This window comes from Marinomonas pontica, assembly GCF_026191375.1.
Lineage (GTDB): Bacteria > Pseudomonadota > Gammaproteobacteria > Pseudomonadales > Marinomonadaceae > Marinomonas > Marinomonas pontica.
Genome location: NZ_JAODTL010000007.1, coordinates 1 through 17267 on the forward strand (window position 1 = coordinate 1; position 17267 = coordinate 17267).

The 17267-nt window shown below is 38.8% G+C and carries 14 protein-coding genes; 3 read left to right on the plus strand and 11 right to left on the minus strand.

Translation table 11 applies throughout. The features are described from left to right. Positions 1-175 precede the first annotated feature (175 nt). Positions 176-1486: an O-antigen ligase family protein gene (locus N5P32_RS00490; RefSeq protein ID WP_265727252.1), complete on the plus strand. Its 1311-nt coding sequence runs from the start codon at positions 176-178 to the stop codon at positions 1484-1486. A gap of 113 nt (positions 1487-1599) precedes the next feature. Here the strand turns inward: N5P32_RS00490 and N5P32_RS00495 are convergent, their stop codons facing one another. Together N5P32_RS00495 and N5P32_RS00500 are read right to left on the minus strand one after the other, a co-directional pair. Then, positions 1600-3087: a phosphomannomutase gene (locus tag N5P32_RS00495; RefSeq protein WP_265727253.1), complete on the minus strand. Its 1488-nt coding sequence runs from the start codon at positions 3085-3087 to the stop codon at positions 1600-1602. 24 nt (positions 3088-3111) lie between these two features. Further along, on the minus strand, positions 3112-4509 hold the full coding sequence (locus tag N5P32_RS00500; RefSeq protein WP_265727254.1) for a mannose-1-phosphate guanylyltransferase/mannose-6-phosphate isomerase: 1398 nt from the start codon (positions 4507-4509) through the stop codon (positions 3112-3114). A gap of 374 nt (positions 4510-4883) precedes the next feature. On the opposite strand from N5P32_RS00500, the gene N5P32_RS00505 reads away from it, so the two are divergent. Together N5P32_RS00505 and N5P32_RS00510 are read left to right on the plus strand one after the other, a co-directional pair. Further along, positions 4884-5909 (plus strand): T6SS phospholipase effector Tle1-like catalytic domain-containing protein, encoded by a 1026-nt coding sequence (locus N5P32_RS00505; protein WP_265727255.1) that lies wholly within the window; start codon positions 4884-4886, stop codon positions 5907-5909. Between the two features lie 337 nt (positions 5910-6246). Further along, a complete protein-coding gene (locus N5P32_RS00510; RefSeq protein ID WP_265727256.1) occupies positions 6247-7647 on the plus strand; it encodes an undecaprenyl-phosphate glucose phosphotransferase in 1401 nt (466 codons plus the stop codon). A gap of 157 nt (positions 7648-7804) precedes the next feature. On the opposite strand, the gene N5P32_RS00515 is transcribed toward N5P32_RS00510, so the two are convergent. The 9 genes from N5P32_RS00515 to N5P32_RS00555 all read right to left on the minus strand — a co-directional run bounded on the left by N5P32_RS00515 (position 7805) and on the right by N5P32_RS00555 (position 17266). Beyond that, complete coding sequence (locus tag N5P32_RS00515; protein WP_265727257.1) at positions 7805-8761, minus strand: glycosyltransferase; 957 nt, start codon at positions 8759-8761, stop codon at positions 7805-7807. A 165-nt stretch (positions 8762-8926) separates the two neighbouring features. Beyond that, positions 8927-9757, minus strand: coding sequence for a glycosyltransferase family 4 protein (locus N5P32_RS00520; RefSeq protein WP_265727258.1), 831 nt, complete (start codon positions 9755-9757; stop codon positions 8927-8929). A gap of 31 nt (positions 9758-9788) precedes the next feature. Next, positions 9789-10133 carry a hypothetical protein gene (locus tag N5P32_RS00525; protein WP_265727259.1) on the minus strand — a complete coding sequence of 115 codons (345 nt, stop codon included), beginning with the start codon at positions 10131-10133 and terminating at the stop codon, positions 9789-9791. Further along, positions 10121-10693, minus strand: coding sequence for a hypothetical protein (locus N5P32_RS00530; RefSeq protein ID WP_265727260.1), 573 nt, complete (start codon positions 10691-10693; stop codon positions 10121-10123). Before N5P32_RS00530 ends, N5P32_RS00525 begins: the two co-directional genes overlap by 13 nt. Positions 10694-10988: 295 nt before the next feature. After that, entirely contained in the window at positions 10989-11993 is a 1005-nt protein-coding gene (locus N5P32_RS00535; protein ID WP_265727261.1) for a glycosyltransferase family 2 protein, read from the minus strand. A 17-nt stretch (positions 11994-12010) separates the two neighbouring features. After that, positions 12011-12979, minus strand: a complete 969-nt coding sequence (locus N5P32_RS00540; protein ID WP_322783792.1) for a glycosyltransferase family A protein — start codon at positions 12977-12979, stop codon at positions 12011-12013. A 54-nt stretch (positions 12980-13033) separates the two neighbouring features. Beyond that, a complete protein-coding gene (locus N5P32_RS00545) occupies positions 13034-14227 on the minus strand; it encodes a hypothetical protein (RefSeq protein WP_265727262.1) in 1194 nt (397 codons plus the stop codon). Positions 14228-14384: 157 nt separating this feature from the next. Continuing rightward, the gene (locus N5P32_RS00550; protein ID WP_265727263.1) at positions 14385-15452 is read right to left on the minus strand and encodes an NAD-dependent epimerase/dehydratase family protein; all 1068 of its coding nucleotides are present in this window, start codon (positions 15450-15452) and stop codon (positions 14385-14387) included. Next, positions 15452-17266 (minus strand): thiamine pyrophosphate-binding protein, encoded by a 1815-nt coding sequence (locus N5P32_RS00555; RefSeq protein WP_265727264.1) that lies wholly within the window; start codon positions 17264-17266, stop codon positions 15452-15454. The genes N5P32_RS00550 and N5P32_RS00555 overlap by 1 nt, the downstream gene beginning before the upstream one ends. Between the last annotated feature and the right edge of the window lies 1 nt (position 17267).

Below are 17267 nucleotides of genomic sequence, written 5' to 3' on the forward strand. Positions count from 1 at the left end.
CAACCATCACCAAAGCCGACACCTATTGCGGGGTCACAGAAGATATCACTGAAAAAAACCAACGTCAGACAAGATGGTAATCGAGAGCAATGGCAAGCGCTGTGTAACCACTACAACGTAAAGCTATAACGCCATATTAAAACCCCAACATGCCTTATTAACAAAGAGAAAATAGATGCCGTCCTCAGCCATTAAAAACTTTTTTAAGCGTGAAACGCCAGAAGAACAGCCAACGTGGCTAATCTTGCTCGGTATTGTCTCTATTGCTATCTACGCTTTTTCACGAACAGGGTTTATGGATGCGGCAGAAATTAGTTCTGCCATAGCGACCCTCACCGGCTTTTGGGGGCTTTATAAATACGGAAAATTGGTTAACAGTCATATCCTATTCCGCTTTATCTGGGCAGCCCTTATCTTTCAGTTTATATCATGGGCGCTGTCTGTCTATGTCACCCCAGAGTGGGCCAGAGAAACACCGCAGTTAGATAAAATTACGCGTTGGTTCACTTTTATCCCTCTTGCTTGGTGGGTCGCACAACGTAAAAACGCAATCTGGCTTATTTGGGGAAGTGCGGCATTAGGAATACTGATTTCACCCTGGGTAACAGGGGAAGGTATCCCAGAAATTATTCGAGGGCTAAATGGTGAAAGGGTGTTCTTTGGACTACGTCAAGAGCAACACACCAGCCTGTTCTTCGGCATCATTTTGATTGGCTTACTGTGTTTTGCAAGGAAAATACTTTCAATAAATAAATGGCTTACGATCCCGCTTGTTTTAACCATTCTATATTGTTTATTAGTCATCTATATAAATTCATCACGCCAAGCATGGTTAGCCTTGCTGCTGACCGCATTTTTTATGGCCAGCTACTTCACCATAAAACGTTTTAATCGGGCAACAGGAAAACAGAAGATCATTACAGTTAGTTTATTTATAGCTGGTGTACTAGGGTTAGGAGGCATGGTTACAAGTAATGACACTATGGTGAACAGAGTGATGCAAGAAAAAGAAGCGCTTACAGCGATAGCAACTCTGGACTTCGATGATGTTCCCTACTCAAGTTTTGGTATTCGTTTACACAGTTGGGTAGCTGCCACCGACTTTATAAAAGAAAAACCTATATTTGGTTGGGGAAGCAATGGCAGAACCTTAGTAATGAGACACACAGAATGGTTACCTGACTGGGTTCAATATGGTTTTGGTCACCTACATAACACCTACATTGAAATGCTCGTTAACTTCGGTATTGTTGGTTTAGTATTTTACCTATTTATGTGGGTATACATGACTAAAAGCCTTTTTAAAGAAATACATAGGGGCACAATTGAAAGAAGCATAGGTTATTTTTATATGAGCTTCTTGTGTTTTTGGAGCATTATGAACTGCTTCGAAGCCTACCAGAACTTCTGGACGGGCGTTTTTTACTTCACCGTATTTATGACAGGCATCCAAGCTAAAATTTGGCGTGCTAAATACCTAATTTGATAGCACAAAATCAGATAACTATGGGTCAAAGCCTCCTAGACATCACCAGCCTATTTACAACTGAATTATTTAGCTAACAACAGAACGTCAGATAAAACTAGCCCCGCCGGGGGCTAAACCTTTCGCATCTCATTCGTCCTAATCAAAATTTTGGACACTTTTAAATCAATTTCATTCATTTCACCACTCTCCACATAACACCGCAATTCAGGCGCATTGCCAGACGGTCTTAAATGAACAATGTCGCCGTTACACAGCGTCATACGAAGGCCGTCCGTTTCATCAGTCGAAACCACTTCTAGCACTTCATTTTGTTGTGCTATGACGGACAACAATTCAGTTTGTTTTTCTTTGCTAATTTTTAAATCAGCAATCAACTGTCGGCTTACTTCCGTAGGAATATTTTTGATTCGATCACTGGCAGTGAATCGCGCAGGAAACTCGGCGGTCAGCTGGCTGATTGGGCGAGCCTGCTCAAACGACATAGCCAATACAATTAAAGCAGGTAATACGGAATCGCGCGTTGGTAAGGCATGCAATGTTTCACCGTTCACTACAAAGTCCGCTCCCACCAAAAAGCCACCGTTGGCTTCGTAACCAACGACTCTGGCCTCTGGTGATTGTTGCAGCAGATCTTCCATACCGGCGATGACATAAGGCGAGCCAATTCTCGATCTCAGCGAGATCCGCTCAGGGCGTTGCAATGTACCTCTTAACTCAAGAACGGTATTTACATTCACCGGCGCCGCCACATGAGTGGCGTGTAAATAATCCGCACACAGCACACCCAGAATATCCCCACGTAACCACTCGCCATTTTCATTGGCAATCAGCGGGCGATCGCCATCGCCATCTGTGGATATAATGGCATCCAGCTTGTGTTCTTTAGACCAATTCAAACCTTTCTGCACATCATCTTCTGATACTGCTTCCGTATCGATCGGCACAAACGTCTCGGTACGCTCTAACGAAATCACCTCAGCACCAAAATGCGCCAATAACGTTTTAATGACATCACGCGCCACGCTGGAATGCTCATACACACCGATACGTTTGCCTTGCAACATGGTCGATGGAAACAAGGACTGATAACGCCGTTTGAAAAGCTCAATAGCAGAATGATCAACGGTAGGTAAAGCGAACTTAGCAACCTGTTCTGAAACGAATTCAGGCACTTCAACCAAACCATTCATAATAGAGGTTTCGTCGGCCTTGCTAATCTCACCATCAGGGCGATAAAACTTAATACCGTTGCGATCAAAAGGAATATGACTGCCCGTTATCATCACCGCTGGCATGGTATTTTGCATGGCATAAAACGCCAACGCGGGCGTAGGCAAGGCACCGCAAAACACCGCGTCCGCACCAAAAGATTCCACGGCCAGCAAACAAGCCTTGGCAATCTCAGGGCTGCTCGGGCGTAAATCCATGCCAATGGCAACGCGAGTCGCAGAAGGACAAACCGTCTGCAAAAAGGAGCGTACAAACGCAAAGCAAAGCGCTGGAGTGAGGTCCTTGACCAAACCACGTACACCGCTGGTACCAAAAGCAACACCCAGCTCATCGCTCAGTTGTTTTACCTGTACAGTATTGGCGTTCATTTTATCCATCCTAACGACCATTTTTTAACGACCATAGCGATCACTGAAACGCACAATATCGTCTTCACCCAAGTAACTGCCCGATTGCACTTCAACCAATTCCAAAGGAATCTTGCCTGGGTTTTCTAATGCATGAACAACACCCACAGGAATGTAAGTAGACTCGTTCTCAGTCAGCAAGATTTCTCGTTCGCCGTTTTGCACCTTCGCTGTACCGGACACAACTACCCAATGCTCGGCACGATGATGATGCATTTGCACGCTTAGCTTCTCGCCAGGTTTCACCATGATACGCTTCACCTGATGACGATCACCAAGATCTACTGTTTGGTAAGTCCCCCAAGGACGATGCACGGTCGTATGGAACATGTGTTCTTCACGGCCTTCGGCTTGAATGCGCTTCACGATTTTCTTCACATCCTGCGCATTGTTTTTGTCCATCACCAACACCGCATCCGCGGTTTCAACGATGACCAAGTCTTGCACACCCACAGCGGCAACCAAGCGAGATTCAGAACGGATAAGACAATTACTTGATCCTTCAGACATCACATCGCCTAACAGCACATTGTTGTCAGCGTCTTTGTCGGCGTAGTCGTACAAGGCATCCCACGCGCCAATGTCGCTCCAGTCGCCTACATAAGGCACGACCTTCGCTTTTTTCGTTGGCTCCATGACCGCATAATCAATCGACTCTTCTGGACACGCAGAAAACAGCTCCGCATCAATACGCACGAAGTCCAAATCCTCAGAGCGATTTTCATAGGCTTTAGACACCGCACTGTAAATATCGTCACGGTGTGTCTTCAGTTCGGACAGAAAAGCCGATGCTTTAAACAAAAACATCCCGCTGTTCCACAAATAGTCACCCGACGCCAAATACGCCTGCGCGGTTGTCAGATCAGGCTTTTCAACGAACTCAGCGACCGCAAAATCCTCACCAGCACGAATATAACCATAACCGGTTTCAGGGCGAGTGGGCTGCACACCAAACGTCACCAAAGCATCCTGTTGGGCCAATTCTGCCGCTTGCGAAATCGCCTTTTCAAACGCCGCAACATCACGAATCACATGATCCGCAGGCAACACCAACAACAACGCGTCTTTATCATTCTGTTTTTGCGCTTCTAACGCCGCCAAAGCAATCGCCGGTGCCGTGTTACGTCCCTTAGGCTCTAAGACAATACTGGATTTTGTCACACCAATAGACTGCAACTGCTGCGCAATCAAAAAACGATGGTCTTCGTTACAGACAACAATAGGATCAGCCACGTCCAAAGATACAGTTCTTAGCAAGGTTTGTTGTAAAAGACTGTATTCTGTGTCTGTCAGCGGCAAGCACTGCTTAGGGAAATGTTCACGAGAAAGTGGCCAAAGACGACTACCAACGCCACCGGATAGAATAACAGGAATGATTTTCACACAGAGTCCTTCAGATATGACAAAATAATTTGCCAAGTCTATCAAAACTCAAGAATAAGAAATATAAAAACGCGGAAATGAAGGAAAAATAAAGGAGTAAAACCCAAAAAAACCAAATCACCTGTAGGTCAGCCTTTAGGCCGTCAAAAAACTCATCACACCAAACCTACAAATCACCTGTAGGTCGGCCTTTAGGCCGTCAAGAAACTCATCACACCAAACCTACAAATCACCTGTAGGTCGGCCTTTAGGCCGTCAAAAACACGCAGCCTTTACCAAACTTCCTTGACGCGCTAAAGCACGACAAAACAAAAACCATGTTACTCTAAACCCGCCCTCAGGAAGAGAGCCAACCACACAACAAGGAGACAATGATGTCGATGTTATTTTTTCATTTCGATGGCACAGACAATAGCCCAAATGACGCCTACGCACCAGAACACATCCTTTCCAGCATCACCAACGTACTAAAATCCCATTTATTATTGGGCGGCCGCGTACAAAACCACACCAACACCACACCCAACCATTTACCCCATCGCAGTTTTTACTACGCTGGCATCGGTACCTACGGCAGCTGGCTGGAACAAAAACTCAACGCCGCCTTCGCAATCGAATCCGGTCACGTTGCTAACATTTTAAGTCGAGCATTAAACGACTTCAAAAACCATTACACCCCGTCGATCAAACAAATCGTCCTAATCGGCTTCAGTCGAGGTGCGGCATTAGCAAGGCGATTTGCCGCACTCATCACGCCACTAATCGAACGTCCTATCATCATTGAAGCCGTTATCGATACGGTCGCATCCATCGGTTGGCCAAATTTAGATAAAGCACAACGCCCCAGCACCGAAGTCGTATTTGAGCATGGCAACACATTACCAGGAGGAGTCCATCGTGCATTACACCTAGTCGCATTAGATGAACAACGCCTCGCCTTTCGTCCCACCCTAATCAACCAAGATGGACGCGCACTGGAAATCTGGCTAGCAGGAGTGCATTCGGATATTGGCGGTGGATACCGCAAAGATGGAATAGGAGACATCGCCTTGCGAATCCTAATAAACTGGATAGAACAACAAACTAAACAAAACTGCTATCAAACAACACGCCTAGCCAAAACACAGCCGCCCCATTGGCAGCCACTACTCACCATCAAACCAAATCACCTAGGCAAAATACACTACCAACAACGCCGCCTAAACGCTTGGCGCGACCTCACCCTCGCCCCACGACACTGCTGCGTACTGGAAAACGACCAACCCAACAACACACGCTCGCCCCACTGGCACCAAAGCGTCACCCAACGTATCAACAGCAACATCGGCTACCGCCCTATAGCACATTGCCCAACACCAGCCATACTCTGGCAACCTATTTCCCACCCATTATGTCTTTGAAAGGGTGAGTTAGGGAAGGATCTTGCTCTTGCACTGTCCCCTCCCCTTATCAAGGGGAGGCTAGGGTGGGGTTAAAACCACCAAACCTGTAGGTCGGCCTTCAGGCCGTCAAAAACCTAATCACACCCAACTCCAAATCACCTGTAGGTCGGCCTTCAGGCCGTCAAAAACACCCAACGGTTACAAAACGAGAGGCAGAAATCACTTTTATAAAAGGAGATTTTACTGTATCCATTGCATGGATGCGGGCAAGCGCCTTAGAATATAAACACTTAGAATAATTGTGTGATCAAGATAAAATCAATCATAACGACTAAATATTATTGCAGAGATACCAATGAAGAAAGGATTAACGTTAAAAGAACATAGTGCCTTGATAACTATGGGCCAAAGGACTCTGGACATCGCCTGCCTATTTACAACTGGATTACTTAGTTACTGGCTACGTTTTTCCCACTTAGACTTAAACACAGCACATAAAAACGTCTTGTTGCTGGGCGTTATCATTGGGGCAAGTCTCCTATCTATCTCTGGAGGATACAGAGCATGGCGAGGATCTTCTTTTTCAAGTGAGATAAAATGCGTTATTAGCGCTATGGTTGCTACGTTCCTATTACTAGCACTAAGCGCCTATGCAACTCAAACAGCTGAACTCTATTCTAGAGCTTGGGTTACTACTTGGCTTTTATCTTCTATCTTTTTCATCCTATCCTATCGATTTGTACTCAGACAGATTCTAGGTACATTACGTGCAAGAGGGTTGAATATACGTCGAGTGTTAATTATTGGGGATGGAGACTTAGCACAAAACGTTGCAGATAAACTGCTTCAAAACACCTCCATGGGACTCGTTGTAAAAGGATTTATTTCTAATAAAGCCTCACAAAAAAACGAGACCGTAATCAAAAACATCCCCATCGTTGGTTGTTTGGAAGAAATAGATAAACTGGTTTTAGAAATGCACATAGATCAAGTGTGGATTGCCTTGCCTATATGCGAAGTTGCTCAAATGGAACAAGTACAAACGGCTTTAGCAACCAGCGCGGTTACTATTCGCATGATTCCAGATATATATGGTTTTCAGTTATTAAATCACTCAATGACAGAAGTGGCCGGATTGCCAGTAATAAACCTATCAACATCTCACATGATAGAAGATAAAAATAGGTTTTTAAAATCACTGGAAGATAAAATACTCTCTGGTTTAATTTTACTTTGTATTAGCCCAATAATGCTTGGCTTGGCAGTTGGTGTAAGGCTTTCTTCTCCTGGTCCGATTTTCTACAGGCAAGAAAGAGTCAGCTGGAATGGTCGCCCTTTCGACATGTTAAAGTTTCGCTCCATGGCGGTAGATAGCGAAAAAGATGGCGTAAAATGGGGAGGCGCAACCAGCATGTCGGTTACTAAATTCGGAGCATTTATCCGTAAAACCAGTCTCGATGAACTTCCTCAATTCATAAATGTGCTCAAAGGCGACATGTCTATCGTCGGCCCAAGACCTGAAAGAACGGTTTTTGTTGACCAATTTAAACACGAAATCCCAGGCTATATGCAAAAACACATGGTAAAAGCAGGCATTACAGGCTGGGCACAAATTAATGGTTGGCGCGGAGATACAGATCTTAAAAAACGCATTGAATGTGATTTATACTATATAGAGCACTGGTCATTCTGGTTAGACATGAAAATTATCTTTCTAACATTTTGGAAAGGCTTTATTCATAAAAATGCCGCTTAAAAGCGGCATTTTTATTTGTTAAACTCTTTTAAAACACGCTCTGCATAATGCGAAAAATGTTGTTTGAAATTATCTTTACTAAATGTCTCAACATAATCACGAATATCATTAGAATCAAACGATCCCAAAACACTCTCGAAAGAGTCAATTGCACCATTCAAACTTTGCTCAGTTTGCTCATCAAAAAATACACCAGAAACGCCCTCCTTGACTGTTTCCAACGCCCCCCTTTACGGTAAGCAATCACTGGTCGGCCACATGCCATCGCTTCCAAGGGTACAATTCCAAAATCTTCAACACCAGGAAAAATTAATGCTTTACAATGTGCCAATAAATCTTTGATCTCACCAAACGGCAAACGACCCAATACCTCAACATTATCGTTTGCCAACTGTCTAAGTTCTTCTAATTGCTCACCTTGACCAATAATTTTCAGTTTTTTTCCTGATGAATTAAAAGCCCGAACCGCCATATCCGCTTTTTTATAAGGAACAAGCTGACCAAGCATCAAGTAGTAATCATCCGATTCACTATTACTCAACGAAAATTCGGTAAAATCTACAGGAGGATGAATAACAGTAGATTCTCTGTGATAAAAGCTCTTTATACGCCCTGCAACAAAATGACTATTAGCAACAAAATGACTTACAGACATAGAACTGACTTGATCCCAACGGCGTATGTAGTGTAGTAATGGAATCATTAGTAATCGCTTAAGCCACCCATATCGTTTTTTATAATCATAGTACATATCCCACGCATAGCGCATTGGAGAATGACAATAACAAATATGCGGTTTACCAGGGGCAGGTATCACACCTTTTGCAGGGCCGGACTCACTGGAGATAACTAAATCATAGTCAGACAAATCAAATTGCTCTAAAGCCAATGGCATAAGAGGAAGATAATTTTGATACCAGCGCTTAGCTAGCGGAAGTTTACTAATAAAACTCTGCCTAATAGAATGCTTACTGATTACACTATCTTTAAAGTTTTCGGGGGCATAGACATGAGTATAAATATCTGCCTCAGGGTACAATTCACAAAGCGCTTCTAATACCTTCTCTCCACCGCGTAAATTCACTAACCAATAGTGAATAATGGCAACTTTCATAGCTTCTCCAAAATAGGTTGCAATGCCATATCCCATAGCTCACGGGATTTGTCCCATGAAAACTCTTGTGCTCGAATAAGTCCTTTTTGAGAGAGTTCCACTCTTAGACTCTCATCGTTCCAAATTTTAAGCATGGCATCGCCAATAGATTCAATACTATAAGGATCAGCCAGTAAAGCAGCCCCCCGCGATCTCCGGCATAGCAGTAATGTTGGATGTGATAACAGGCGTCCCAACAGCCATCGATTCAAGAATCGGCAAACCAAAACCTTCATACAAGGTGACCATCAAAGTAGCTAAAGCACCTTTATAATAAGAAGGCAATTCCGATTCTTCAATCCCTGATAGGAAAATAATGGACTTCGATAGGTTGAGCTTATCGACTACCCTCTCAAGCTCTGGAGTAGAAGAACAAGAAAGCAGCAGATCTACATGCTGATCCAATTTTGAGTTCGAAAATGCTCGAATCAGCCTATCTAAATTTTTATGAGTTTTATTATTACCAACATAAAAAAAATAAGGTCTTTCACGTGTAATAGATAAAACATTTTCATTAAAAAAATCATGATCTATTCCATTGCCAACAACAAACACCTTATCTGACTCAATGTTAGCCCACTTACATATCTCACCTCTAGTAAACTCTGAAACAGTAAAAACCAAAGGTGTTTTTTTCAACACTCTTTTAACAATGAAATTATAATAAATTAGATTCTTAAATCCAGAATACTCAGCAAGTTTAATATGCATTAAATCATGAATAGTTAATATGCACCGTTTGCCACCAAAAATAGGAGCATTATAGCCTGGAGTGATAAAAAAAGAGCCTAGCAAAGTTATTTTAGTAAGAGAAAAAATATCTCTTAGAGTAAGTGCTTCTGCTAATCCTCCTTTTATAATTTCCATATCATTAAAACTATTTGACTCCATTACTTCTTGACAGAACCTACCTATCCCACCACTTTTAAGCCATCGAGCATCAAAGAAAATCTTCATAATAATAAACCTTACACTCCATATAGGACATCTAACTTAAAAACCTACGTTTGTAAAAATAACAATAATATGTAAGCCCCCAAGACAGCCAAAAGTATGGTCTTAAAAAATTAGACTCAAAATTTAAAATTATGAGCATCACTACTGTAGCCTTAGAAAAGGGACTACTTCTATTTTTAAAGCATATATACAAAACAAAAAATATAAAACAAAAAAAGCCAAAACCACCAAAAATACCTGTTGTCGCTAAAACCTCAATATAAATATTAGTTACAGGGACACCTACAGCCTTAAGATATTCTCTACCTTGTGAATAATCATTTACACCATTTACAACACTATAAGACTCATAACCGGATAAACCTACACCAAACAAAAGGTTATCCTTAAAAACATCAAATCCGGATAATATTCTAGAAACTCTATTCCCCCTCGCAGAAGTATATCGTAAAAGCCTATATCTCCATTAAAAAAACTTCTAATAATAACAGTATTAATATCATCAAAAAAAACAACATATAAAACAAAAATAATTCCAACCAAGAAAAATAAAATAAAATTTCTCAAATTAAATCTCAAAAAATAAAAAATAAAAAGTAGAAAAACAACCAACAAAAAACTAGCAGAAAAAGAAAAAAATAAATATAAAACAACCAAAAAATAATCAAACCACATTATTTTCTTAAGGCTATCATACATATAAAAAAGAACAGATACATAAATAGCCATTGAGATGGAAAAGTATGATGGTTCATAGTAAAATGCTTTGACACGCTCATCTGAACCGAGAAAAAAGAAAGCAAAGCCAAAAAAAAGTTGCAACCTATATGCAATTAAAACAGCTCTTTCTATTGAAGGAACGTATCCATTATAACAACTTACTGATATTCTTTCTGAGAGAAATGGTACTATTACATTATACAAAAATACAGTCATAATCATCCATACAATTGTGGAAAAGCTTTTAAATGGAACGTATGAATAATAGAAGCTCGGAAAAAATGAAACCATCAGAAATATAATTAAAATAAAGTAACCGAGACTAAACTTAAGAAACTTAAAATAAACAAAAAATAAAAAAATAAAAAAAATAAAAACAAATCTTACATTAAAATCATACAAATTCAGAGAAATTAAATCTCCCCCACTCAAAAAAATAACAATCACTAAGAATGAAAATGGCAATTTACACAATAAGTTATTACTTAAAAGACTTCCCTTTTCCATGATATCAAGACTCAAATGGATTCACGATCGATTTCCTACATAAACACAAGGCTAATTTTCTTGGGAGGAATGCAACTAATAGGAACCACATAAATACAAAAATTTTTTTCAGTTTTGAATATGCTGGCCAACTTACCACCCCTCGGAAAGAAGATCTTAGTATCCGGAAAAAAGAATCGTGTGTGGGGTGCTTATCTTTAAATAACTTAAACGATATTAATCTTAATTTATCTATTGGTGGAGGAGTGATATCAAACTGGTAATCTAGGTCAAATTTTTCTTTAATTGATTTCAATATTGCGTTTTTCGTTAAAATAGAGCGTTCATATGCGGCCCATGGCGTTGATGGACTATTATTAAAAACTAACTTTGATGGAAGATCATTTTTTCTAGAATAATCTATTCTATACAAAGCTAACGCTTGATTAACCTCTATGACATCCCCACAAAAAGGAGACAAAAATATCAAATATGAGTCGGCTGCTATTTTCCAATCATCCTGATGAAGAGGAAGCAAAGTTTTCAAGCATTCTCGAGAGTATACATTACCTGATGCAGGAGGTGATGAATAAGAACCATACTTGATGACAAGATCTTTTAAATCACCTTTATCTAAGGTTTCTGGGAAGATGAAATTAGACTTTTCACTTAATTCATTGATTACTTGCAATTTAAAATGAAGTTTAGCCGCTCCTAGCACCCACTCATTAGAAATGATACTAAGAGCATCTTTTAATAAAAGATCGTCCGAATCTAAAAATAAAATAAGATCACCAACACTTTCACTGAATCCTATATTATAAGCTGAACCCTGACCTCCATTATTTTTAAAAATTAACTTGGCATAATCCGAGTATTTTGATAGCAACACTCTAGAATCATCTGTAGATCCATCGTCCACAATAATCAACTCAAAGTCATTATAACTTTGACTCAATACACTATTAATACACTCATCTAAATATTGCGAATAGTTATAATTGTTAATAATAACGCTTATTTTTTTCATCAAATTTACCACATAAATCAACAATAATTTTTTTCATCATCACTTAAAGAGAACTTTCTTTTTAGCATGATCCCGGCGATCATTAATAAACATTTTGTTAAGACTTTTGAAAAAAGTGAAAGAGATAATAAAAATCTTAGTATGAATTTCATATAACTTCTATCCAAAAAATAATATTCTTTAAGGATTTTATAATGCATAAGAAAAACTTTCTTTCGATCTACACCATTGTGTAGATCACATACTAAACTTCGGAATGCTCCTTGATAGGTCAACCAATCTTTTTGTGTTGAGACTATTGACTGCTGCAGATATTTCAAATATTTCGCGTCAACATTAAGATGCGCCAAATAACCTAATCCTTCGACAACAGGAATTATAGACATTTGTGTCTTAGTGTCTGCAGTCGAAGCTAGATCAATAATTCGTTCATTGCTTAGTACAATTTGACCCACACCATTATTAAGCAACATAGCATATAAAATTGATACAAACCCTGGAGCACATGTATTCTGATAAAATGTCCCGAACCGAATCCCTTCCTCGATTTTCTTGATATTATATAGCCCATCAGAAATAAACATGATCTGGCCAAAACTATCGATACCTTTTAGAAAAGATAATAGTTCCTCATAAACAACTACCTTAGTTCGTACTGTGTGCCCAGGAAGAGGTGTATTGAAATTTATAAATAATGCATCAGGATACATTTCAAGTTGAGTTAGTATTTTTTCTATCGAATTAGGTAATACATGATCATCATCGCCCAAGACTAATACAAAGTCCGCTGATGCATACTCAATTACACGTAAAATATTTGCGTTCCCTCCTACATTAATTTTATTCCGATAAAATTTCACCTGAACAGGAAGATCCGGAAATACATTTCTAATATCCGCCTCTACATTATTGGGGCTTGCGTTATCAATAATAATTAACTCAACATCACTTGTTTTTTTATCTGCGGAAGCAATCTTTCTAATGATTTTATTAAAGTCATATTCCTATTATAGGTAGGAACACCTATTGTCAACTTGTAACTATTCATAAAAATACCGTTTAAAAATAAAATAAGTCCATGGCAAAGCTATTAAAACTAATATACAAAGATAACCAATCAAAACTAAATAAGCACTCACGTAACTTAAGAAATACACAGAAAAAGCAACTAAAACAGCCACACAAATGCTATTCAAAAGCATTGGTTCTTCTTTGTGCGCGCGCATGTAAGCCGCCATAGAAAAAACCAGTTGATTAACTACGGATATAAACATTAATATAATTAGACTATCGATAGGTAGAATTCGATCAACCAATGAAAATCCATTTATTTTCAATATGTAAACAAATACAATAAAACTCAATCCAGTGATTATATTTAGAACTGCACTTTTGAATATAATGCTTTTAAAGAGCCTGTTCAATTTTACACGTTTTTTTTCAGCGATATACTTACCCATTAAAGGTGATTTTGCAGTCACCCACCCCATCGCTAGTCCAAGCATGGTATTATAAATAGACATACTCAACCCAAACGCACCTGCAACATCAGCACTCTGATTGGCGAAAAGCAACGGGGTAAATAATTGAAATATAAAGTAACCACTTATCCAACTCAGTGCGATTTTCCATTGAAAAGGAAATATCTCTTTCCGCCAAGAAATTACGTACTTACACGATATCTGTAAACCTAAAAGCCATACCTTGTATTTTTTTAATAGCCAAACTAGACCAAAAATGGCATATGAGCAACTAACCGCTGGTACGGCATAAAGGTCATAACCCAAAACCATCAGAGCAAAGAATAACGAATATCCAACTATTGACTGAAATAAACGAAGTTTTGCTACCTCAGCAACACGTCCAAAGCCTTCCACAACCGCCATATATGGCCCTAAAAAGACAATGATTGAAGTAAAGAATACATGCATCAGCCATGGATACATCCAAGTTGATAAATCTAATGCTCCTTGAGTAGAAAAAAACTTAACCCCAATAATAGTTAGCAACGTAAAAAAGCTGATTGCAATAAATAAATACAAGCGCCTCACTAGCTTTAACAATGAATATATTCGATCAACATTTTTTTTATCTCCATTCAGATGGCCCGATTCATTTAATTTAACTCCTATCGACTCATGGGCAACAATTTGAGTTATTACATAGTTAAACCCCAACTCAAAAAATATTTGACTAGCAATTAAACTTGCAAATGTAAAGTAATAACCCTGCACCTCGCCACTAAAAAAATAGGAATAAGAATAACTACAACAGCACCTGCAAATATATTCCAACCACGATACAACAATGTATTTAGTATGTGGCTATCCATTCCAATTCTTTGAAATAAAATTGTCAACTTCATATTAGTCTTCTTATTGAGATTACACTTCACCATGTAATCTTAGTGATTTTTTTAACTGCAGAAATACAACGTTTAAATCCATCAATAACGTTAACACTAGGCTCCCACCCTAAACCTAAAAGTTTTTTTACATCTGGCTGATTTCGAGTTAATTTCGATATGGAATAATTAGTATTATTTTTAACTTCTAATTTTAGTGAAATATTCAAATTTGGATACTCATTTATTAAGTAAATTGCTAAATCCTTCATTGATATTTCTTGTTCAGGATAGCCAAGATTAAAGCAACCATTTTCTTCTTGACTAAAGAGTATTTTAAGCATGCCACTCAATGCATCCGTAATATAACAAAATGAGCGTTTAGCTGAGCCATCAGAAAAAAATACAATATCTTTCTCCTCGACTATTGCATTGACTAGCAAAGAGAATATTCTTCCATCATCACTTGCCATATTGGGTGCGTACGTATGAAATGGGCGAACAATTCTAACATCAATACCAAATTGCTTGTTGTAAGAGATACATAAATTCTCCCCACATCGCTTACTCTCAGCGTAACAAGAGCGAACATCTAATGGGTCAACAACACCATTTGATAGTTCACTAATTGGCTGGTCTTCATCTCGAATTCGACCATAGACCTCTCCAGAGCTGACAAATAAGACCCTTGCGTTATACTTTTTTGCATTTTCGAGAATATTGATAGTACCAATAGTATTGGCAGCTATGGTTCCAATAGGATCAACATTATAATACTTGGGTGAAGCCTGAGATGCAGCATGTATTATATAATCTGAAGGTATATCAAAATAACATGTCACATCTTCAAATATAAAATTCACGTTTTCAATTGCAAGGATATTTTTAAAGTTTCTCTCTGTTTTTTCTTTATTTCTGCATAACGCATTAATTTTTATATTGAAACCAATTTCGGTTTTCAGGTATAGAAGAAGCATAATCCAATAAGAGCCAATCATGCCATTTGCACCAGTAATGAGAATACTCTTACCGTGAAATAGCTTTAATTGTTCAATGTTAGACTTGGCTATTAATTCTATATCTTCTGAAACCTCTAAAGAATTTAATTTATTCATTATAAATCCTTCGATTTATCATGCGCTTCTACTATCATATTCTCCATAAACTCTTCTCGCGATAAAAGAGGAGAGATATCTTCTAATGGTGGTGAAACTATTGTTCCATCTCTCTTAATTGCTAATGAAAGCTTTGGGTAGAAGTATTGTTCTGGATCCATAAAAATTTCACATATTACTGGACCTATTGATTCCATAATTAATGGCATAACTACCTTAAACTCTTCCCAATTTTTAATTGAGTAGTATGGCATTTCAAATCCAGCAGCGACTTTACTAAAGTCTGGACAAGATACGCCACTATTTTTGTTCGTTGCTGAATAACGACCTTCAAATAGGTTTTTTTGCGTATGCTTAATCATCAAATAACCATCATTATTGAATATAAATGTTTTTATTGGTAGTTTATGATGAGTAATTGTTTGTAATTCTTGAAGGTTCATCATTATCCCACCATCGCAATTTAAGCAAACCACATGACCTTTATTTTTACCGAATGACGCACCTATAGCAGCAGGTAAACCATATCCCATTTCACCTAAACCAGTTGATGTCATCAATCTCTGACCAGATTTAAGTTTTAATGATTGATGTGCTGATAGCAATGCTGTTCCCATATCGGTAACGACAGTTTCATCATCCTTAAAATATTCCGACATTTTATCAACAACACGATATGAGTTAATATAACCATTTTTATCATCATTTTCTGGACCCACTAAAGGATAACGAGACCTATATCCATTACAATTTTCTACCCACTGGCCAATATTATTTTCTGTTATTTTATTTTTTGATAACTGTTTGATTAACTCTATCAAAAACTCGTTAGCATCTGCACATACCGGAATGTCGACTAACCCTTCGAGTTTATCCAATTCTTGTTGATCGATATCAACTTGGACAATTTTTGCATCTCGAGCAAACTCAGAGTGTTCATAACCAATCATCGGAATAGCCATGCGCGTACCAATTGAAATCACCAAATCGGCATTTTGAACTACGAAATTTGCTGCGCGATTTCCATAAACGCCTGCACGACCAAAATTGAGCGAATGATCACTATCTAACATATCAATCCCAGCCCAAGTTACCAAACTCGGAAAAGGAGCTTCTAATAGTAGTTTTTCAATTTTACTTTGAGCACCAGACAGTCGAATACCATGACCAAACCAAAATACAGGACGTTGAGCTTGCTTCATGAGTTCAACGATATTTAAAACCTGCTGCTCAACTGAAACGGCTACCTTTTCTTCCGGAACAAAATGAAGATATTTATCTGCTTCTAATTTTGCCCCTTGAATATCCATAGGAAAGTCAAGCCAAACTGGCCCAGGGCGACCTTCTTCTGCTATGTGGAATGCTTTTTCAACCTCCAGCAAAGCTTTATCAGCTTCCATTATTTGAGATGAATATTTAGTTACTTTTTTAACCATATCAGCACTATCGTAACCTTGAATCCCCCACATACGCATATCGAACATTTTATTTACAAAGCGTACATTTTCTTGTCCAGAGATAATCACACCAGGAATAGAGTCAGCCCATGCGCTTACTACCCCAGTAATCGCATTCGTACTTCCACCACCAGCAGTAACAAGCGCTGCGGATATTTTTCCTGTTTCTCGATAATACGTTTGCATCGCCATTGTGGCCGCTTGTTCATGATGCACACAAACAATTTCTGTATACCCTAAATTATAAATTGAATCGAAGATATGAGAATTCGCAGAACCAATAATGCCAAATACGTGGCGGATCTCATGATCTTTTAAAAATTGGGCAATTGCATCACTGACCTTTAAAGCTGACATT